Origin of the sequence: Enterococcus sp. DIV1368d (assembly GCF_050542975.1) — a bacterium.
GTDB lineage: Bacteria > Bacillota > Bacilli > Lactobacillales > Enterococcaceae > Enterococcus_D > Enterococcus_D casseliflavus.
Genome location: NZ_CP172939.1, coordinates 1,815,263 through 1,836,109 on the forward strand (window position 1 = coordinate 1,815,263; position 20,847 = coordinate 1,836,109).

The 20,847-nt window shown below is 43.6% G+C and carries 19 protein-coding genes; 2 read left to right on the top strand and 17 right to left on the bottom strand.

The genetic code is table 11. The features are described 5' to 3' along the window. Positions 1–18 precede the first annotated feature (18 nt). The 8 genes from aroC to IGJ44_RS08465 all read right to left on the bottom strand — a co-directional run bounded on the left by aroC (position 19) and on the right by IGJ44_RS08465 (position 8,371). Positions 19–1,185: a chorismate synthase gene (gene aroC / locus IGJ44_RS08430; RefSeq protein ID WP_167827275.1), complete on the bottom strand. Its 1,167-nt coding sequence runs from the start codon at positions 1,183–1,185 to the stop codon at positions 19–21. A gap of 19 nt (positions 1,186–1,204) precedes the next feature. Further along, complete coding sequence (aroB, locus tag IGJ44_RS08435) at positions 1,205–2,260, bottom strand: 3-dehydroquinate synthase (protein ID WP_015509713.1); 1,056 nt, start codon at positions 2,258–2,260, stop codon at positions 1,205–1,207. Between the two features lie 36 nt (positions 2,261–2,296). Continuing rightward, positions 2,297–3,322, bottom strand: a complete 1,026-nt coding sequence (gene aroF / locus IGJ44_RS08440; protein WP_005226100.1) for a 3-deoxy-7-phosphoheptulonate synthase — start codon at positions 3,320–3,322, stop codon at positions 2,297–2,299. Positions 3,323–3,361: 39 nt separating this feature from the next. Beyond that, complete coding sequence (locus tag IGJ44_RS08445) at positions 3,362–4,231, bottom strand: shikimate dehydrogenase (RefSeq protein ID WP_167827274.1); 870 nt, start codon at positions 4,229–4,231, stop codon at positions 3,362–3,364. A gap of 413 nt (positions 4,232–4,644) precedes the next feature. Next, the gene (locus IGJ44_RS08450) at positions 4,645–5,403 is read right to left on the bottom strand and encodes an ABC transporter ATP-binding protein (RefSeq protein WP_005226102.1); all 759 of its coding nucleotides are present in this window, start codon (positions 5,401–5,403) and stop codon (positions 4,645–4,647) included. After that, complete coding sequence (locus tag IGJ44_RS08455; protein WP_010748362.1) at positions 5,403–6,287, bottom strand: ABC transporter permease; 885 nt, start codon at positions 6,285–6,287, stop codon at positions 5,403–5,405. The genes IGJ44_RS08450 and IGJ44_RS08455 overlap by 1 nt, the downstream gene beginning before the upstream one ends. 78 nt (positions 6,288–6,365) lie before the next feature. Further along, positions 6,366–7,418, bottom strand: coding sequence for a tryptophan ABC transporter substrate-binding protein (gene trpX / locus IGJ44_RS08460; RefSeq protein WP_010748363.1), 1,053 nt, complete (start codon positions 7,416–7,418; stop codon positions 6,366–6,368). 374 nt (positions 7,419–7,792) lie between these two features. Beyond that, positions 7,793–8,371 carry a hypothetical protein gene (locus IGJ44_RS08465; RefSeq protein WP_010748364.1) on the bottom strand — a complete coding sequence of 193 codons (579 nt, stop codon included), beginning with the start codon at positions 8,369–8,371 and terminating at the stop codon, positions 7,793–7,795. Between the two features lie 126 nt (positions 8,372–8,497). On the opposite strand from IGJ44_RS08465, the gene IGJ44_RS08470 reads away from it, so the two are divergent. Together IGJ44_RS08470 and efbA are read left to right on the top strand one after the other, a co-directional pair. Further along, positions 8,498–8,896, top strand: a complete 399-nt coding sequence (locus IGJ44_RS08470) for a DUF1622 domain-containing protein (RefSeq protein ID WP_010748365.1) — start codon at positions 8,498–8,500, stop codon at positions 8,894–8,896. 108 nt (positions 8,897–9,004) lie between these two features. After that, positions 9,005–10,705, top strand: coding sequence for a fibronectin-binding protein EfbA (gene efbA, locus IGJ44_RS08475; protein ID WP_074535799.1), 1,701 nt, complete (start codon positions 9,005–9,007; stop codon positions 10,703–10,705). Positions 10,706–10,959: 254 nt separating this feature from the next. Here efbA and IGJ44_RS08480 read toward each other — a convergent pair whose 3' ends face one another. From IGJ44_RS08480 to IGJ44_RS08520, 9 genes are all read right to left on the bottom strand, one after another. Beyond that, the gene (locus IGJ44_RS08480) at positions 10,960–11,448 is read right to left on the bottom strand and encodes a pyridoxamine 5'-phosphate oxidase family protein (protein WP_430605627.1); all 489 of its coding nucleotides are present in this window, start codon (positions 11,446–11,448) and stop codon (positions 10,960–10,962) included. Between the two features lie 14 nt (positions 11,449–11,462). Then, positions 11,463–12,365: an AraC family transcriptional regulator gene (locus IGJ44_RS08485; protein WP_074535797.1), complete on the bottom strand. Its 903-nt coding sequence runs from the start codon at positions 12,363–12,365 to the stop codon at positions 11,463–11,465. Between the two features lie 307 nt (positions 12,366–12,672). Continuing rightward, positions 12,673–13,350, bottom strand: a complete 678-nt coding sequence (locus IGJ44_RS08490; RefSeq protein ID WP_074535795.1) for a carbonic anhydrase family protein — start codon at positions 13,348–13,350, stop codon at positions 12,673–12,675. Positions 13,351–13,507: 157 nt separating this feature from the next. After that, positions 13,508–14,143 carry an orotate phosphoribosyltransferase gene (pyrE, locus tag IGJ44_RS08495; protein WP_074535794.1) on the bottom strand — a complete coding sequence of 212 codons (636 nt, stop codon included), beginning with the start codon at positions 14,141–14,143 and terminating at the stop codon, positions 13,508–13,510. Further along, positions 14,140–14,859 carry an orotidine-5'-phosphate decarboxylase gene (pyrF, locus tag IGJ44_RS08500; protein ID WP_074535792.1) on the bottom strand — a complete coding sequence of 240 codons (720 nt, stop codon included), beginning with the start codon at positions 14,857–14,859 and terminating at the stop codon, positions 14,140–14,142. The genes pyrE and pyrF overlap by 4 nt, the downstream gene beginning before the upstream one ends. Then, on the bottom strand, positions 14,859–15,782 hold the full coding sequence (locus IGJ44_RS08505) for a dihydroorotate dehydrogenase (protein WP_005226113.1): 924 nt from the start codon (positions 15,780–15,782) through the stop codon (positions 14,859–14,861). The genes pyrF and IGJ44_RS08505 overlap by 1 nt, the downstream gene beginning before the upstream one ends. Then, positions 15,782–16,558: a dihydroorotate dehydrogenase electron transfer subunit gene (locus IGJ44_RS08510; protein ID WP_005226114.1), complete on the bottom strand. Its 777-nt coding sequence runs from the start codon at positions 16,556–16,558 to the stop codon at positions 15,782–15,784. The genes IGJ44_RS08505 and IGJ44_RS08510 overlap by 1 nt, the downstream gene beginning before the upstream one ends. Before the next feature lie 21 nt (positions 16,559–16,579). Next, positions 16,580–19,765 carry a carbamoyl-phosphate synthase large subunit gene (gene carB, locus IGJ44_RS08515; protein WP_074535791.1) on the bottom strand — a complete coding sequence of 1,062 codons (3,186 nt, stop codon included), beginning with the start codon at positions 19,763–19,765 and terminating at the stop codon, positions 16,580–16,582. A 1-nt stretch (position 19,766) separates the two neighbouring features. Then, positions 19,767–20,846, bottom strand: a complete 1,080-nt coding sequence (locus IGJ44_RS08520) for a carbamoyl phosphate synthase small subunit (RefSeq protein WP_005235984.1) — start codon at positions 20,844–20,846, stop codon at positions 19,767–19,769. Position 20,847: the final 1 nt, after the last annotated feature.

A 20,847-nucleotide genomic window follows, 5' to 3' on the forward strand; every position in this document is an offset into this window, starting at 1 on the left:
TTTTTGCTGGTTCTTTAATCAGTAGGTTAACAAGTATTCTCGATACGCCTGAACAGATGCAGTCAATTCTTCGAATGAATCACTTGGGAACTTTTCTAATAGTTCATTGGCCACCACTGTCGCCACCACACTCTCACAAACAACACTGGCTGCTGGTACAGCGGTGCTATCTGAGCGTTCGACGCTTGCTTTATACGGTTCTTTGCTGTCGATATCCACACTTTGCAACGGCTTGTACAAGGTCGGGATCGGCTTCATAACACCACGAACCACGATTGGTTCACCGTTCGTCATGCCGCCTTCAAACCCGCCAAGGTTGTTGCTGCGACGGGTATAGCCTCGTTGTTCGTCCCATAAAATCTCATCCATGACTTTGGAACCTGGCAAAACACCAGCCTCAAAGCCAACGCCGAACTCAGCACCTTTAAAGGCATTGATGCTGACCACGGCTTGGGCGATTTTCGCATCAAGTTTTTTGTCCCATTGCACGTAACTACCTAAACCAGCAGGAACGCCGCCAACAAGTACTTCCACTACACCGCCGATCGTATCGCCATTTTTCTTCGTTTGATCGATCAGCTGCTTGATTTCTTCTTCGACTGACGGATCTAACACCCTTACTTCTGAAGCTTCAGAGCGTTCTGCGATTTCTTTGACGGTCAACCCTTCAGGAATTTCCGCTTTGATGCCGCCTAACATTGTTACATGACCTGCCACATCGATGCCAAGCTTCTTTAAAATTTTCTTCGCGATTGCTCCGATGGCTACCCGCATAGTCGTTTCCCGGGCAGATGAACGTTCCAAGACGTTTCGTAAATCTTGATGATGGTATTTCATGCCGCCGACTAAGTCAGCATGACCAGGTCTTGGTCGTGCCACTCGTCTTAGTTTGCGGTCTTTTTCTGGTACCTCTTCGATCGCCATGACCTTGGTCCAGTTTTTCCAATCTTTGTTCTCAACCACTAAAGTCACAGGAGAGCCTAGTGTTTTTCCATGACGGATACCCGAAGTGATACGGACTTGGTCTTTTTCAATCAGCATCCGTCCCCCACGGCCATAGCCGGTTTGTCGTCTCGCTAATTCAAAATTAATGTCTTCTGCTGTTAATGGCAATCCTGCCGGTAAACCTTCGATAATGGCGGTCAACTCTGGTCCATGTGATTCGCCTGCTGTAATATAACGCATGATCCGTTACCTTCCTTTCTTATAATAGGTAGTCTTTGATTTTTTCAGTCGGGATCGTCACGATTTTCGCCTGTCCGATCGCTTCTAATAGAATAATCTTCAATTGTTGCCCGCGGGCTTTTTTATCATGAGTGATTGCTTGGTATAATTGCTCTTTATCTATTTCACTTGGTGTGATCGGCAAATGAAACTTCTCAACCATTTCTGTAAGCTGCTGGGTCGTACCTTTTGGTGTTAATCCGATGGCTTCTGCATGACGGGTGATCATGATCATCCCCATTGCAACCCCTTCGCCATGACTGGTGTCAAACGCGGCTGTTCTTTCTAAGCCATGCCCGATCGTATGACCGAAGTTCAGTGTCAGACGACTGCCATGATCAAAAGGATCTTCTTCTACTACTTTTTGTTTTACCTTTAAAGAAGCAGTGATTACTTTCTCAGCATGTGCCAAAAGATCGACTTCATCTTTCAAACCTGCTAACGTTTGCCAAAGCTCAGGATCTGCAATAGCGGCTGACTTGATGATTTCAGCAATGCCTTCTTGGACGCGTTTGAGGGGCAAACTTGTAAGTAAATCTGGATCGATCATCACACCGGCTGGTTGTGCAAATGTCCCGACGAGATTCTTGGCACTGCCAGTATTTACAGCTGTTTTTCCGCCGATACTTGAATCGACCTGTGCCAATAACGTCGTTGGAATCTGCAAGAAATCAATGCCGCGCATATAAGTAGAAGCAACAAATCCTCCAAGATCACCAATCACACCGCCACCAAGGGCAATGATCCCATCGCTTCTGGTCATTCCGAGTTGGGCAAGACCATCATATAAATTAGCTGCTTGCTCTAGTGATTTGCTTTTTTCGCCAGCTGGTACGACTAACAGTGTTGCCTCAAACCCTGCAGCGGTTAAGGAATCGACGATTTGTCCGCCATACAGGGGTGCGACGTTGCTGTCTGTAATGACGGCAATACGCTGTTTGTCCCACAACTGTTGCACCCAGGTTCCGACTTTTTGAAACGCCCCTCGTTTGATGAGGATATCATAGGAATGTTCTTCTAAATGAATGTGTAACATTGATTTTTGCACCTCTTTTATTGGTTGTCTTGACGCTTAGTCTTGCAACGCTTTGATTTCTTTCATCGCTTTTTCCATGATATGGACTTCTTTCATCATGTTCATGTACGTTTTTTCATTAAGTGATTGAGGACCATCAGACCAAGCATTGGCTGGATCTGGATGGATCTCAACGATCATCCCATCGGCGCCAGCAGCAACACCCGCTCTAGCCATAGGCGGTACGAGATCCCAGATACCTGTTCCATGACTAGGATCAACGATGATTGGGAAGTGGCTCAGTTTTTTGATGATTGGTACCGCACTTAGATCAAAGGTATTACGGGTTGCTGTTTCGTAAGTTCGGATCCCACGTTCAATGAAAATCACTTCACTTTTATCTTGAACGGCGATGTATTCCGCTGCATTCAACCATTCGTCGATCGTGCCAGAGATGCCTCGTTTAAGGCCAATTGGTTTCCCAGTTTTCCCAACGGCAGCTAGCAATTTGAAGTTTTGCATGTTCCGAGCACCAATCTGCAAAATGTCACTGTATTCCGCAACCATATCGATATGTCCTTCGTCCATGACTTCTGTGATGACTTTCATGCCCGTTTCATCCGCTGCTTGACGAATGTATTTTAGCCCTTCTTCTTCCAGCCCTTGGAATGCGTATGGCGACGTGCGTGGTTTGAAGGCACCACCACGTAAGATTTGTGCACCACCAGCTTTAGCGATTCGGGCACATTCACGAATTTGGTCTAAGCCTTCAATCGAACATGGACCAGCCATCGTAACAAAGTTGCCGTCACCGATTTTCACGCCATCTACATCCACAACCGTATCTTGCGGATGGAACTCACGAGAGGTCAATTTGTAGGTGTTTGAGATCCGAATGGCATCTTCGACACCCTCGTAGCTGCGAAAAGCAACATCTTGGATGCGGCGGGTATCCCCTTTTAAGCCGATAACGACCTGTTCTTTTCCTTGGTTGACTTGAACATCTAAGCCTTCTTTTTTGATTCTTGTTACAACAACTTCAACTTGTTCTGGCGTAGCGCCTGGTTTCATAATTACGATCATTTTTTCTTCCTACTTTCGTTTTTTTCTGTTTTTTATTTTTTACATGGATTCGATGAGTGCTTTGACTTTTTCAACAGGCATCGCTTTGCCAGTCCAAAGTTCAAATGCGGCTGCACCTTGATAGAGTAGCATGCTTAAGCCGTTTGCAGTTTTGGCGCCGACTGCTTTCGCATCTTTCAAAAGCTGCGTTTCTCTTGGATTATAGATGACATCATAGACAGCTAATGATTCCCGCAGGAGTGTTTTATCTTTCAGAGGACTTTCGGTATCATTTGGTTTCATTCCCACGCCCGTGGCATTTACCAATAAGCTGCTTTGATCGATGGCTGTTTTTAAAGCCATCTGATCTTCTAAGTCGGTTAAGGTAATTTCACAAGCTGTTTTTTGTGCAATCTGTGTTAATTTTTCTTGGATGATTGGATAAAACTCATCCTTGCGGTTAAAGACATGGATCGTTTTGACGCCGTCTAGTGCGGCTTGGCTAATGATCGCTGTCGCCGCTCCACCAGCTCCAATCACCGTCATGGTGTCGCCAAGGATGGATACTTGAATGTCCTCAAGAGCTCGCATAAAGCCGATGCCGTCTGTATTGTGCCCAATCAAGCGTCCTTCTTGATTGACGATCGTATTGATTGCGCCGATCAACTCGGCTGCTGGTGAACATTCATCCATCAGCGCTACAGCCGCCATTTTATGAGGCATCGATAAATTGACACCTAAGAGGTCCAACTGACGGATGCTTTGGATACTAGCGGCTAAATCATCCGGCTCAACATCAAAGGCCAGATACACGGCGTCGATCCCTTGTTCTTCAAAAGAAAGATTGTGCATCGCTGGAGAGATGCTGTGTTTGGCTGGTTTGGCAAATAGTGCCGCCAACCGTGTGTGTCCGGTTATCATTTGTTTCATCTGGTTCATTCCTTTCAACAAAAAAAGATGTCCACCGTAAATTTAAGAATCTACAGTGAACACCTTCAAACATTACATAACGACAGAGCCGATATGTGAATATAAAAAATAGCCACTATAGATTTTACGATCTACGTGGCTGCGAATTCATTACGAAATGCTCTAGCCATCATAGATACAAACTTAGCGTTTGTACCCATGCCTTCATGAATACAAACCTATCTAAAATAGCTAAAGTAATATTTATTCAGTTGTGTGGGGTTCGTTAGCAATAATTTTTGCATAGTCGTTCGCTCCAAACTGATGTAAGATTGACCTAAGTATAGGTTTAACTTTGAAAGATGTCAATGATTTTTTCTTATTTTTTTCATTTATTTGATTGTTTTTTTTGAAAACACTGTTCTATCAAGGGTTTATAAGTCATCCTCAAAGAACAATAATAGTTCAGGTAAGCTTAATTGCGCTTTTTCCTCTGCTGAAAGATCTTTGACGATCTCCCCTTTTCTGAGCAGGATCAAGCGGTCTCCGTATTTTAATGCATCTTCCATCCGATGGGTGATCATTAGACAGGTCAGGTTTTGTTCTTCCACGCGTTTTGCAGTGATTTGCATCAGCTGTTTGGAGGTCTTTGGATCTAACGCAGCCGTATGTTCATCTAGCAACAACAGTTTTGGAGTTTGGATCGTTGCCATCAATAAACTTAGTGCCTGTCGTTGACCACCAGATAAACTGCCCGTTGGCGTATCCAAATGATTTTCCAACCCGTTGCCGATTTCTTTACAAAGTGCAAAGAACATTTCCCTTTGTCCTTGGAGTTGTCGAAGACCAAGTGACCGTTTTTGCCCTCTTTTTTGGGCTAACAGCAGATTTTCTGCCACTGTCATACGGGGAGCAGTGCCCATTTTCGGATCTTGGAAAACCCGCGCCAAAAAGCGTGCGCGTTTTTCTTCCGAAAGTGTAGTCACATTTTGATCATCGATCATCACTTGCCCACTCGTCAAGGGCATGGTGCCTGAGATGCAGTTGAATAACGTGCTTTTGCCGGCGCCGTTTCCTCCAACGACCGTGACAAATTCTCCTGGCTTTAAAGAAAGATCGATTTTATTCAAGAGTACTTTTTTCTCATTTGGTCCGTTGCCGACAACTTTAAAGGCTTTTTTTAAGGCTAACATTATTCGTCCTCCGTTTCAAAACCAGTGCGTAGATGCAAGGCTTGTTTAAATTGAGGGATCAACAAGCAGATCGTCAAGACGATTGCAGAGAAGATCTTCAAGTAGGTCGTATCAAATCCAGCTTTGATCACAAATAGGATCAATAATTGGTAAATAATGCTGCCAATCACAATAGCGATCAAACGTTCCAGCAAGGTCAGTTCCCCGTATAACACTTCACCAATGATGATTGACGCCAGTCCGATAACGATCACACCGATACCTTTGCTTATGTCGGCATAGCCGTCATTTTGCGCAATCAATGCGCCTGAGAGTGCGATCACGCCATTGGAGACGATCAATCCAATGATTTTCATTCGATCGGTATTGATCCCCATCGATTTTGCCATATGCTCATTATCACCTGTAGCGATGTAAGCTTGACCCAAATTTGTATGGAAAAAGTAAACCAAGACGCCCCCGATCAACAAGACCATGATCAATCCAATGATCACCGTATCATAATAATTCGGTAAATTCATTCTAGTAAAAAAATCTTGAATTTTCGGTTGGTTTAATAAAGAGAGGTTGGGTGAGCGCATCACAAACAGCATGACCGAGTTCAATGAAGACATCACCAAGATTCCAGCTAAAATCACGGGAATTTTGCCTTTTGTATAAAGAAGTCCTGTCACACAGCCCGCACACATCCCAGCCAATACTCCTAAACAAGTCGCTAAGACGGGCGACACCCCATGGGTGATCGCTGTCACACAGACAGCACCGCCTAACGGAAAGGACCCTTCCGTCGTCATATCCGGGAAATTTAAAATTCGATAGGTCATAAAAATCCCTAATCCCAGGATTCCCCAAAGTAGTCCTTGCCCTATTGCTGAAACAATCATCATTCTTCCTCCATATTCTTACAAGTTTTCTCTTTCAAGACCCTCTCGATGATCGCAGGTGGTCGCTGTTCTTGGTTGTTACTCGTCACTTGCTTCGCTTTCTGGCGTCGTTGTAATCAGTTTCGCCTCGTCTTTGAGGTTTTCTGGGATAGTGATGCCCAATAACTGCGCCTGAGTTTCATTGATGATCGTTTCGCCATCGCTGAATGTATAGATCGGTGTTGTCGCAGGTTCTGCTGTCCCATCAAGAATTGCTGCCACCATCTTCCCAGTTTCCACGCCTATCGTAAATTGATCTTGTCCGACCGTTGCCAAACCGCCTTGTTCCACCATCGTGTCTACGGAAGTAATGATTGGTGTTTTTGATTTATTGGCTTCTTGAACTACGGTCTGCATAGCATTTGCGATCGTATTGTCTAACGGAATATAGATAAAATCGACTTCCCGTGCCATCACTTGGACCATTTGCGCAATTTCATTACTTGAAGGAACGGCATACGATTTGCTGGTCAAGCCATTTTCTTCGGCAGCAGCTTCTGCTTCTGCCACTTGGTATTTCGAATTGTCTTCGGTCGAAGAATACAAAATACCGACTGTTTTTGCCTCTGGCAGCAAATCTTTTGCTAGTTTGATTTGTGCAGCAACTGGTGCTTTATCGGAAACACCAGTGATATTGCCGCCGGGTTGATCCATATCTGCCACCAGATTTGCCCCAACTGGATCAGTGACCGCTCCTAAAACGATCGGTACATCCTGAGTGACATTCGCCAACGCTTGTGCTGCGGGTGTTGCTACCCCAACCAAAACGTCGGCATCTTTATTTAGCAGCTGCTGACTCATCGTTGCCAATTTGCTTTGATCCGCTTGACCGTTCTGGAATTCGATCGTCAAGTTGTCCCCTTCGGTATAGCCTGATTCTTTAAGGCCTTCTTTGATCCCCTCGGTGATCGCATCCAGTGCTTCATGACTGACAAATTGTAGGATCCCGACTGTTTTTTCAGCTTTTTCTACTGGTTCCGAAGTCTCACTAGCTTGATTGGTCCCACTTCTCATTCCTAACTGATAGACAAATGTCGCTCCTAAAAATAATAAAATAACGGCAACCGATGCAATTAATCCCTTGTTTTTCATTTTTCATTCTCCTTTTTCTGCTTACGTTTTTCGTGTTTTTCATTTTATGGTTTTTGAGAACAAAAAAAGCAACTGCCTATGTGACGGCAATTGCAAGTAAGCAAAAGCCGCATAGAAGCTTGTCCTATGCGGCGATAAATTCAACTACCAGCATAGATACAGCACTTTAGAAGGTTCTCTAAAAAGTTGTATCTATGGAATGAGGTCCCATCAATACAACTATCTACGCCAGTTTTGCCATGATTTCACTTGCAATGGAATAAATAGTTTCATGATTGTTCCTCCTTCTCAACTTGTTTTCTTTCTTGATTGAATTCAGTTTAGCTTATTGATAAAAAAACGTCAACAATTTTCTGTCAAATTGTCAGATTTTTTTATCGATCATTGGCCGAAGAACGAATCGTCCACATCGGTAAACGATTCAATTCTGGGATGAATTCCGTCGTTGGCTGCTCAAATGAATCAAAGGTAAAGCGATTTTTCTCAACCCCTTCTTCATAAAAAACAAACGTCACTTTATCAGGGTCAACGCTGTATTCATTGGAGAAAAAAGCCGCATCATAGACGATTGGATAATAAAAAAATGTCCGATTCAGCTCATCTTCTTGCGCTTGGATCAGATCAAATACTTGATCGAGTTGAGGTCCGTTGGGCTTACTAAACATCACCGAGATCGCTCGTGTTTCACGAATCGTCTTGTCTGCAGTCAGATAAGGCAATGGCTGTACTTTTTCTGACGGCAGCTTGTCAAAAGCGATCCGATCCACTAAAGAAGCATTGATACGATTTTGAGAAAAGACGATCAAACCTGCGAAGACCAGTGCGAAAAGAATTCCCCCGATCAGCGTGAAAATCGTTTTTTTCTGATCTCGATAAAGATCATCTAAAAAAGCTTGCCAGCTTTCAACTATTTTTTCTTTCGTGTAATGAACAAAGTTCCTAACTTGTTCCATAATTTGCCCACCTTTTTTTAAAATCCTACTATTAATTCATACTATCAATTCCCTTCTAGAACGTCAAGAAACTTCACATTTCTACGATTATTCGGTAAGATAAAAGAAAACGGTAAAGGAGTCATTATGCATAATCTAGCTGATTCATTGATGTCTGGAGCCAATCCAATCTTCGATTTCATCGTTGTCTGTTTGAACTTTCTCTCCATTTTTGTCATCGTTTGGGGTGTATTGATCGCAGGCATTGACTTTGTGCGCTACGAATTAACAGAAAAGGATCGATTGGTGGCAGCCAGAGAGAATAATTTTATCCGCAATTATTTAGGGAGCTATGTTTTATTAGGTCTGGAGATCTTGATTGCAGCAGATATTATTGAGACGATCATCCACCCTACTTTCGAAGACATCGTCCGTCTAGCTGCCGTCGTTATTATTCGGACAGTCATCTCTTATTTCTTGAATAAGGAAATCGAGCGTGCACTGCAAACCACCGATCACCAACCTACCAAGAAAAAGGAAAGCTAGCTGCCATGGCTTTTCTTTGGATTCTTCGGTATAATAGATAGGAATATTTGACATTGGAAGGATCAATCCCTCAGTCAAACTATCCTTAAAAGAAAAGAGGGAAACAATATGTCTTTTGATGGTGTCTTTACCCATTTAATGGTCAAAGAATTACAAGATCAATTAACCAGTGGACGTGTAAACAAAATTCATCAACCTTATGAAAATGAGGTCGTATTTGTGATCCGTTCCCAAGGGAAAAATCACAAACTTTTGCTATCCGCACACCCCACCTATGCTCGTGTACAATGCACAACGATCGCCTATAGCAATCCAGAAACCCCACCGAATTTCTTGATGATGCTACGGAAATATTTAGAAGGGGCGATCTTAGAATCAATCGAACAAATCGACAATGACCGTGTGATCCATTTTCATTTCACGCGACGAGATGAATTAGGTGATTTGCAAGCCCTCGTCTTGATCGTCGAACTAATGGGCCGTCACAGTACGATTTTATTAATGAATAAGACGAGTGGAAAAATCGTCGATACGATCAAACACATTGGTCATTCCCAAAATACGTATCGTACCTTATTGCCAGGTGCTGTCTATGTTGCACCACCAAAGCAATCGACGCTTAATCCTTTCACAGCCTCTCGCACCAAGATTTTTGAAGAATTATCTACTCTTGATCCATTGACGGCAAAAGAACTTCAACAACGATTCCAAGGCTTAGGCCGCGATACAGCAGAAGAATTGATCGCTCGAATCAATGCCAATCCCAATGAAAAACTGCGTCAGTGGGAAGCTTTCTTTACAGAGCTTACCCAGGAGCTAGCACCAAGTTATCTCCAGTCAGAGAAAAAGGAATATTTTACACCAATTCCCTATCCATCATTGATCGATGCGACCACCACTGTCACCCATTATCAGAGTCTGAGCGAGCTTTTAGATGCGTTTTATCACGACAAGGCGGAAAGAGATCGGGTCAAACAACAAGGTGGCGAATTACTAAAGAAGATTGAGAATGAACTGAAACGGAACCAATTGAAGTTAAAGAAACGCCAACAAACGTTGATCGATTCAGAAAACGCCGAAGAATTCCGTCAAAAAGGTGAGCTTTTGACGACCTTTATGAATCAAGTCCCCCGTGGTGCTGCATCAGTTGATTTGGAAAATTACTATGATGAGAATCGACTTTTGACGATCAAACTCGATCCTGCTCTTTCTCCCAATCAAAATGCTCAGAAATATTTTCAACGTTACCAGAAATTAAAAAATGCAGTGAAACTGATCCATCAACAGATTGCCGAAACGAAAGAAGAAATCGCGTATCTCGAATCCGTGTTAGCCCAATTAGAAATAGCCTCTCCCATGGATCTGGCGGTTATTCGGGAAGAACTGATCGCACAAGGCTACGTCAAAAATCGGGCGAAACAGCGTAAAAAAGCTGCTCCTTCGCAACCAGAACGATTTCTTTCTTCAGACGGAACTGAAATTTTCGTCGGAAAAAACAATTTACAAAATGACCAACTGACCTTAAAAACAGCTCGTAAGAGTGATATCTGGCTGCATACCAAAAATATTCCTGGCTCTCATGTCATCATTCGTTCGGATGATCCTAGTGAGACAACCTTAATGGAAGCTGCAGAGCTTGCCGCATATTTCTCAAAATATCGTCAATCTGCCCAAGTACCAGTGGACTACGTGCAAGTCAAACATATTCGGAAACCGAATGGTGCCAAGCCTGGATTCGTCATTTATGAGAATCAAAAAACACTTTTTGTGACACCTGATGAGGGAATTTTGAGATTAAAACAGTCCTAGCTGTTTCTAAGTTTATTCGGATCAAAAAATCATAAAGTAATCAATCAAAAAACCGATCACAAGCGCGTGCCTCTTCGCAGCGCTTGTGTGATCGGTTTTTATGCTTTTTCGTTCTATCTACTGCTCTTTCAGCAACAATTTTGCTTAGCTTGTATCACAAAAGGCAAGCCTTCTCAGAATTCAGCCATCAACATATCTGCTAGATTCGCTAGAATGGCAATTGAACATCACCTGCAGCTAATAGGCTCTGCTGGCTAATAAATCCCGCCATCCTCCATAGTGACTTTCTTCTCAAAATCAAAATGATACAGCTTTTCCCAGTGATTGATATTCAACGTTCCTTTGGTCAAACGGATCGCTAGAAAACAACAGCCTTTATCATCCTCATTGTTAACTTCGTCGTACCAGACAAAGGCTTTGCGAATTTTGCTTCTTAATTCTGCATTTTTAGGGTCTAGCACCCACCCTAAATTCTCTCCTTGACCGATCGCAGTAAACCATTCACCACTGACAGCAATCGCAACTGCTGAATTCTTACTGATTTGCTTCAGTTTGTTTGATTGCTCATGAGTTGACACGTAAAAAACGCCGTCTTCATAAAAAGCATCTACTTCTCGGACGACTGGCTGTGTTTCTCCCTTGTCATTCTCGTTACAAGCAGTCGTGGCAAGGGCGATCACATTGTCTTTAAAATGTCCGAATTTTTCTTCAAGTAGTTTTACTCCTTCTTCAAACTGAGTCATTGTACTGTTCCTCCTTACATCTCACTTCTTTTTTTAAAAGGAATCCATAATTCAACATGAACGACATGATTTTCTCTTTCTTGATAAAGCTCAGGGAAAAAATCCTCAGCAATCCACCCATTCTTCTTTAACCAGAAACGGGTATAGCGCATCGCTTTCCCCATATTGATGATCAGTTGCTCTGAAATCGTATCAAAACTGCAAACAACGTAATCCCGAGCCGGTAGCGTCCATTCACTGAAGGTCGATCCCTGTGAGCAATCACCTACTTGGCCAACAAAGTAACTTGAATGACCTTCTGGCGCATCTCCTGGAAACGAAACACCGATCTGACAGGTGGCTTTTCCCGGTTGATTGGCAATTTTTTGAAGAAATTCATGCCAAATTTCTTCAATCGGGTCGATCCCTGTTCGTTGCCCCAGCATTTTCCCATAGTTGAATGGATAGTAACCGACAATACCATAGAAGACCAGCGGATGCGGATTGCTTTTTTTCTGGATTTCTAAAACAACCCCTTCACTGATCAATGGGATACCCTCTTCCGTCACAATATAGCCTAATGAAAGATCTGGCTTATCAAAGTTTTGTAAGCCAATGGGCTTTCTCTGGTAAAGCGAGGGTGAAATTCTATAGACCGTTTTAAACGTTCTCGAAAAAACGGCATGACTGCTGAAGCCGACTTCAAAAGCGACATCAATGACTCGCTTCTTTTGGTCTTTCAATAAAAGCGCACCTCTTGCCAAACGACGCAGTTTTATATATTCTCTAATAGAAATTTTAACCAAACGAGTGAATAAGCGCTGATAATAAAAAACGGACAATGATGCAACTTGCGCCAACGTTTCGATCTCTAATGGCTCGGTAAGATTGTCTTCAATATAATCGATTGATTTTTGGATTGCATCCCATGCATGCATATGAATTTCCTTTCTTTTACTATAAAATAATTCGCTAAAAAAGCTTTACCGTGTCTGCTCTTTTTCAATTAATTTAATTGTGTTTTATTTCACAATAAAACGAATACTTAAAACCTGCTTATTGATTAGTTTAGCATAGCCTTTGTGCTCGATGGCTATGAAAATAAAAAAAGACGAGGATTTTCGTCTTTTTTTCGTTCGTTTTTAAACGATTGTATTGTTAGAAGGTTCCCACTACGTCGGGTTTTATAGGATAATCAGAAGAGAAGTCCGAGAAAAACTACGCAAAAGGGACCATTTTTATAAATCAATAGAAATAAATAGGCCGATCTTTGCGGTCTTGTAATGGGCGATTATTATTTTCTAATACTTCTTCGCGGAATTCTAAAATGAAGCGACGACTCATCTCACCAATCCAGTCAAAGACAAACCAGTTGATTGGCCCTTTCGTTGGCGGGGTCGTCAAGGAACCCACATAATGAAAATGATGAGTGCGCTCTGGCAAGAACATGCTCGGATCAAACCATTGGGTATGGTTCTCAAAGTCCCAGATGCTGTCGTCTTGCTGATTGCAGATCCAGTTGAGTTTATCCGTCAGTTTGAATAAGATACCCACCACCAAGTTTTCTCCGTCCTCATTCATATGAACGAGGTGAAACTCTAACTCTTGCTGCTCGTCATCGATAATGTGTTCAGACGGCATGTGAAAATGAATATCCGTCAAATAGTAGTTGATCCCTTTAAATGTGACATAGCTTTCTTTGTTATAAGGAACGAAGTGAATCGTATTTTTGAATTCTTTTTCCGTGAACCGCTCTCGTTTATAGTGAAAAGCCAAGTCCTGATCGATGGGTTCTTCGGTCTCATCGTGGACTAAAGCGATTGGGGATTGGTAAGGAAATTCGGCACCTTGTGCATACCAGTCGCACAAAGTGTGCCAATGTTCAGGTCCATTGTCTCCAGAATAACTCCAGGGAACGTCCATATTTCTTTTCAAAAAAAACAGCCTCCTAATTCAAGTTGACAGCAAGGTATAGCCCTTCCTATCAAAAAACTTTCTCCCAATGCTATCAGAAAATAGGTAAAAATAAAACGAATATGCTTGGTCATTCCCTCACATATCCGTTTCTTATTTCAATTCCTTATTCACTCAACCAGGCAGCAGGATCTTTACGCCACTCTTGTAACAGGGCAACATCAGACTCTTGAATAGCACCCGTTTCTAAAGCCGACTCAATCAACGCTGTATAGTTTGTCAAAGTCACATAGGATAAACCTGCTTGATCAAAATTTTCTTGGACTTGAGGCAGCTCGTAAGTAAAGATCGCAGCGACGCCTAATACATCGGCTCCTTCTCTTTTGGCTGCTTCACAAGCTTCTAAGACACTGCCACCTGTTGACAATAAATCTTCAATGACGACCATTTTTTGATTTGGTTTAATACGCCCTTCAATTTGATTGCCTTTACCGTGTTCTTTTGCTTTGCTGCGAATATAAACCATTGGCAAATCTAACAATTCAGCGACCCATGCAGCATGGGGAATCCCAGCTGTTGCGGTCCCTGCAATCACTTCTGCTTCTGGGTAAGTCGTTTTGATGACTGCAGCTAAGCCTTTCGCAATGGCGCGACGTACATGTGGATAACTCATAGTGATTCGATTGTCGCAGTAAATAGGGCTTTTGATGCCGCTTGCCCAAGTAAATGGTTCATTCGGTCGTAAGAAAATCGCCTCGATGTCTAAAAGATCTTTGGCAATTTGATTGGATTGTTCTTTCATTGGCTATCTTCCTTCCATTCTTGTTTTATTTGCAGATAACTTTCATACGGTGCCTTAGATTGGGTGATTGGACGTCCCACAACGATCATGGTAGCCCCTGCTTTACGAGCTTGTGCAGGTGTCATGATCCGTTTTTGATCACCAACTTCACTGCCAGCTGGTCGGATACCAGGCGTCAAGCGGATGAAGGCATCCGTTGTCCTTTGTTTGATCTGCTTTGCTTCGTGAGCGGAGCAAACAACACCGTCTAACCCAGCTTTTTGGGCACAAGTGGCGTAATGGATGACACTTTCTTGCAGTGACGTCATGATCTGCTGATCATGATGCATTTGTGCCTCACTAGTGGAGGTCAATTGGGTAACTGCAATCAAATCAGGAACTTTGTGTCCTGCGGGGGTTCCTTTTTGTAGGCCTATTTTTGCAGCAGTCATCATTTCGATCCCGCCGGCTGCATGAACATTCGTCAAAGCAACTCCTAACGAAGCTAAGCGTTCCATTGCTCGTCCTACTGTATTGGGAATATCATGTAGTTTTAAATCTAAAAAGATATCATGGCCACAGTCTTTTAACCAAGTAACGATCGCTGGTCCTTCTTGGTAGAAAATCTCCATTCCCACTTTCACAAACAACTTTTCCTCTATAGGAAATTGCGCTAAAAAAGTTTCAATAGCCTGTTTGTTAGGAAAATCTAAGGCAATAATTGGCCGTTCACTCATCACATGTGCTCCTCTCTCACTTCTTTTATCAGCTGTTCCAAAGAAGGGATCCCTAATTCTGCCATTCGGATAGGCAATTCTTCAATCAACTTTGGGCAAATGTAAGGATCGGTAAAGTTTGCGGTTCCGACTGCAACAGCACTAGCACCTGCCAGATACATTTCAAGGACATCATCCACTGACATCACGCCCCCCATGCCAATAATTGGTAATTGAGAAACTTGCGCCACTTGTTTGATCAGGCGAATCGCCACTGGTTTGATTGACGGACCAGACAAGCCCCCCGTTTGGTTAGCTAAAATTGGTTTCCGTGTTTTTAGATCGATCCGCATGCCTAAAAGTGTATTGATCATCGTAAACCCGTCGGCGCCGCCTGCTTCGATCGCTTGCGCAATTGGGACGATATCCGTCACATTCGGCGAAAGTTTGACATAGATCGGCACTTGCGAGACTTTTTTGACCGCTTCAGTCAATGCACCAGCAACCGCAGGATCGGTTCCGAACGTGATGCCGCCATGCTTGACGTTCGGGCAAGAGATATTCAATTCGATCGCTTTGACATTTTCTGCCTGACTGATTTCCTGACACACAAGAACATAATCTTCGACGGTCGAACCAGCAACATTCGCGATGATTGGCAAATCGGGGTGTTTTTGAGCTAAGTCGGGTAAAATTTGATTCATGACCGCTTCTAACCCAGGATTTTGCAACCCGATGGCATTCAACATACCGCTAGGCGTTTCTGCTACCCTTGGGGTCGGATTGCCGAAACGCGGTTCAGGTGTGGTCGCTTTGATCATCACCGCACCTAATTGACTGATGTCATAATATTTATCATATTCTGCACCAAACCCAAAACAGCCGCTGGCAGGCATGATCGGATTTTTCAGGCTCAATCCGGGTAGCTCGACATTGATCGACATTAAATGACCACCTTTCTCGCCTGAAATACAGGCCCTTCGTCACAAACTTTGACACTTTTTGTGCCTTGTTCATCATCTTTCGTATGGCAAACACAGGCATAACAGGCACCCATCCCGCAAGCCATTCGCGCCTCCATTGATAATTGAACATCTGGAAGGTCTTCGAAAAGCTGGGCGGTGGTTTTTAAAAGACCGTTATTTCCGCAAGCAAAGACCGCCGCAGGTGTTTGCTCTGCAGCTAATAACAGGTTGCCAACATTTCCTTGTAAACCCGCGCTGCCATCATCGGTAGCGATCCTCGTATCTCCCAGTGCGCGAAATTCCTCTTCATAATACATGACGTCTTTGCTGGCAAAGCCCAAAAAGTGAATGACGTGGACGCCTTGTTGCGTCAGGCGTTTCGATAATTCATAGAGCGGCGGTACACCGATACCGCCACCGACGATAAATGCAGTGTCCCCCTGGTTTAAATGATGATAGCGAAACCCATTTCCTAACGGCCCCATCACATCGATTGGATCACCAACAGTCATTTCTGAAAAAATTCTTGTGCCATCTCCTTCGACCCGATAAATGATTCGGCATTCTTTTTTCTCAGCATCAATATGATTGATACTGATCGGTCGGCGAAGAAGAAAGGCATTTTGAGGAACCCGCAGGTGTAGAAATTGCCCTGGGGTCCTCATCTCATTGACTAATTCACCCGTCAATGTCATTTCAAAAATCCGCGGTGCCAGTTGACGCTGTTTGCTGATGGTCATGATTTCTTGCTTCATCAAAAAACTCCTTTATCTGCGTTAAATTGCTTTTGTTGAAAAACTGCGGGATTCCATCACTTTTAGAATCGCATCCGCTGTATCAAGAGAAGTAAAGGTCGGTACACCATGTTCCACCGCTTCTCGGCGGATGATAAATCCGTCTTCCGTTGCATTTTGGCGATCTTTGTCCATGGTATTGACTACTACTTGGGTCGTTCCTTTACGGATCAAATCAACAACCGTTTCTTCTGCTTGCTGTTCGGAAATCTTGGCAACCCGAGTCACTTGTAGTCCTTTTTCTTCAAAGTAATCGGCGGTTCCATTGGTAGCCAATAAGGTAAAGCCGACCTCTACGAAACGCGCTGCCAGCGCTGTGGCCTCTTCTTTGCTTTCGTCTGCAACGGTGAAAAGTGCTTTTCCAAATTCAGGAATATGCAGGCCTGATGCCTCAAAAGCTTTATAAAGTGCTTTTGCCAAATCTTTGTCTGATCCCATTACTTCACCCGTTGATTTCATTTCAGGGCCTAAGTAAGTATCGACTTTTAAAAGTTTTGTAAAGGAGAAGACAGGTGCTTTGATGTGTACTTCATTTGGTGTTGGCGCAAGTCCGTCTTGATAACCTAACGCTGTGATCTCATCTCCGAGAATCGCCTTCGTGGCAATTTGTGCCATTGGGATCTCTGTTACCTTGCTTAAAAATGGTACGGTTCGGCTAGCACGAGGGTTTACTTCAATGACATACACTTTGTTCTCATGGATGACAAATTGGATATTCATCATACCGATACAATTTAAACCTAATGCCAAGCGTTTGGTATATTCTTCGATCGTTGCAATTAATTCATCCGAAAGATTTTGCGGTGGATAGACCGCCATTGAATCTCCTGAATGGACCCCTGCACGCTCGATATGTTCCATGATTCCAGGAATCAAAACAGTTTTGCCGTCACAGATAGCATCGACTTCACATTCTTTACCGACCAAGTAACGATCGACCAAGACAGGATGTTCTGGTGATGCTTTCACTGCATGACGCATATAATCTTCTAAATCGGCTTGGTTTTCCACGATTTCCATCGCACGTCCCCCTAAGACATAACTTGGGCGGACTAAAACAGGATAGCCGATTTCTTGAGCGATGGCGATCGCTTCTTGTTCGTTCGTCGCTGTATCCCCTGGTGGTTGCGGAATATCTAGCGCTTGTAATGCTTGCTCAAAGAGATCACGATTTTCGGCACGATCAAGATCTTCAATGCTGGTGCCTAAGATTTTGACCCCAGCTTTTACTAAAGGCTCTGCTAAGTTGATCGCCGTTTGCCCGCCAAATTGGACGATGACCCCAATGGGTTGTTCCAAATCGATGACGTGTAAGACATCCTCTAAGGTCAATGGTTCAAAGTACAGCTTGTCGGAGATAGAAAAGTCAGTCGAAACCGTTTCAGGATTACTGTTCATGATGATCGCTTCATAGCCAGCAGCTTGGATCGCTTTCACCGAGTGCACTGTCGCATAATCGAACTCCACCCCTTGTCCGATTCGGATCGGTCCAGAACCTAGGACAAGAACAGATTCTTTTTCACTGCGCTTGCTTTCATTCTCAAACTCATAGGTGCTGTAGAAATAAGGTGTTGCAGATTCAAATTCGGCGGCACATGTATCTACCATTTTGTAGACGGGCAAAATCTTTTGCTCATGACGCAGCGTACGGATCTCAGCTTCCGTGGTTTCCCACAGCTCAGCAATCTTTTTATCCGTAAAGCCATTTTGCTTGGCTTTTTTCAACACATCAAGGGATTGTGGTTCGTTTGCTAATGCTCGTTCGATCTCAAAGATGTGAAGCATCTTATCCAAGAAGAACAAGTCGATTTTCGTCATTTCGTTCAAATCTTCGATGGTGTACCCTCTTCGGATGGCTTCCATGACGTAGAATAGGCGATCATCCTGCGCCTTGATGACTTTTTCCATCAGATCATTGTCAGAAAGAGCTTCTAATTCTTTCATTTCGATATGGTGTGTGCCGATCTCCAATGAACGAACGGCTTTTAATAATGACTCTTCAATATTACGACCGATCGCCATCACTTCACCAGTCGCTTTCATTTGTGTTCCTAATCGACGTTCCCCAGTTTCAAACTTGTCAAACGGCCAGCGAGGAATTTTTGCGACGACATAGTCAAGGGCGGGTTCAAATTCTGCATACGTCGTTTCTGTGACTGGATTTTTCATTTCATCCAATGTTAAACCGACGGCAATTTTCGCTGCCAGTTTGGCAATCGGGTACCCTGTAGCTTTACTTGCTAACGCAGAGGAACGTGAGACCCGTGGATTTACTTCAATGACATAGTAGTTGAAGCTATGAGGATCAAGCGCCAATTGAACGTTACAGCCACCTTCGATTTTTAACGCGCGGATGATTTTTAATGAGGCATCCCGTAACATTTGGTATTCATGGTCTGACAAAGTTTGGCTCGGCGCAAAGACGATGGAATCGCCGGTGTGGATACCGACTGGATCGAAGTTTTCCATATTACAAACGACGATCGCGTTGTCAGCAGAATCTCGCATCACTTCATATTCGATCTCTTTATATCCAGCAATACTCCGTTCAATCAAGCATTGGGTCACTGGCGAGAGCTTCAAGCCGTTTTCAGCGATTTGGCGAAGTTCTTCTTCATTGTTACACATGCCGCCGCCCGTTCCCCCTAGCGTAAATGCTGGACGAACAATGATTGGAAAGCCGATTTTTTTCGCAAAATCAACTGCTGCTTCCACCGTTGACACGATTTCGGATTCTGGGATCGGTTGATCCAATTCTTCCATTAATTGTTTGAATAGATCTCTGTCTTCTGCCTGGTCGATTGCTGCTAATTTGGTTCCTAGCAACTCAATTCCTAATTCATCCAAAATACCTGAGTTGGCTAATTCCATCGCCATGTTCAAGCCCGTTTGTCCACCTAATGTCGGTAAAATTGCATCAGGTTGTTCTTTACGTAAAATCCGTGAGACAAACTCAAATGTGATTGGTTCAATGTAGACTTTGTCAGCAATTTCTTTGTCCGTCATGATCGTTGCGGGATTCGAATTGACTAACACCACTTCGTAGCCTTCTTCTCGTAATGCTAAACAAGCTTGTGTACCAGCATAATCAAACTCTGCCGCTTGTCCTATAATAATCGGTCCAGAACCGATAACCATGATTTTCTTGATATCTGTACGTTTTGGCATATTAGTTCTGCTCCTTCCATGCATCGATCATCTCTAAAAATTCGTCAAATAAGTGGACTGCATCATGCGGGCCCGGTGCCGCATCTGGGTGGTATTGGACACTGAATGCTGGGTAGCGGCGATGACGAACCCCTTCGATCGTGCCATCGTTCACTTCGACGTGGGTTACCATTAGTTTTTCTGGATCGATGGATGCTTCATCCACAGCAAAGCCATGGTTTTGTGAGGTAAAATCGATCCGACCAGTGGCGATCTCTCTTACCGGATGGTTTAATCCGCGGTGACCGAATTTCATTTTATAGGTATCTGCCCCATTCGCTAATGAGAAGAGCTGATGGCCTAAACAAATCCCGAAGATCGGTACCTTGCCTTGAATCCCTTGTATCATTTTAATTGCTTCTGGCAAGCTTTTAGGATCACCCGGTCCATTTGTCAGCATTACACCATCTGGTGCGAGGTCTAAAATTTCTTGCGCTGTCGTATTGTATGGCAAAATCGTTAAATTGCAGTTGCGGCGTGACAACTCCCGTAAAATACTGTGCTTCAAGCCGAAGTCGATGACCACGATATTGCGACCCGTTCCAGGACTTGGATAAGGTTTTGAGGTAGAAACTTGTGCCACTTGATTGGTTGGTAAAACCGCCGCTTTTAATTGATCAAAGGCATGGTCAAAGACATCTCCTGCATCAACGATACTCGCTTTCATGGTCCCATGTTGACGGATCTTTCTTGTCAGCGCGCGTGTATCGATTCCTGCGATCCCTGGAATATTTTTGCGTTTTAAAAATTCATCTAACGTCAGCTGTTTCCGCCAATTGCTCGCTAGACGCGCGTGTTCTTTCACAACGACCCCTTTACAAGTCGGTGAAATTGATTCGTAGTCGTCTCGGTTGACGCCGTAATTTCCAACCATCGGATACGTAAACGTAATGATTTGTCCGTTAAAGCTTTGATCCGTAATGGCTTCTTGATAGCCCGTCATGCTGGTGGTAAAAACAATCTCACCAAAAACATTGATACTGGCACCAAAGCCTTCGCCTTCAAAGTATGTTCCATCTTCTAAAATAAGCCAACGTTTCATA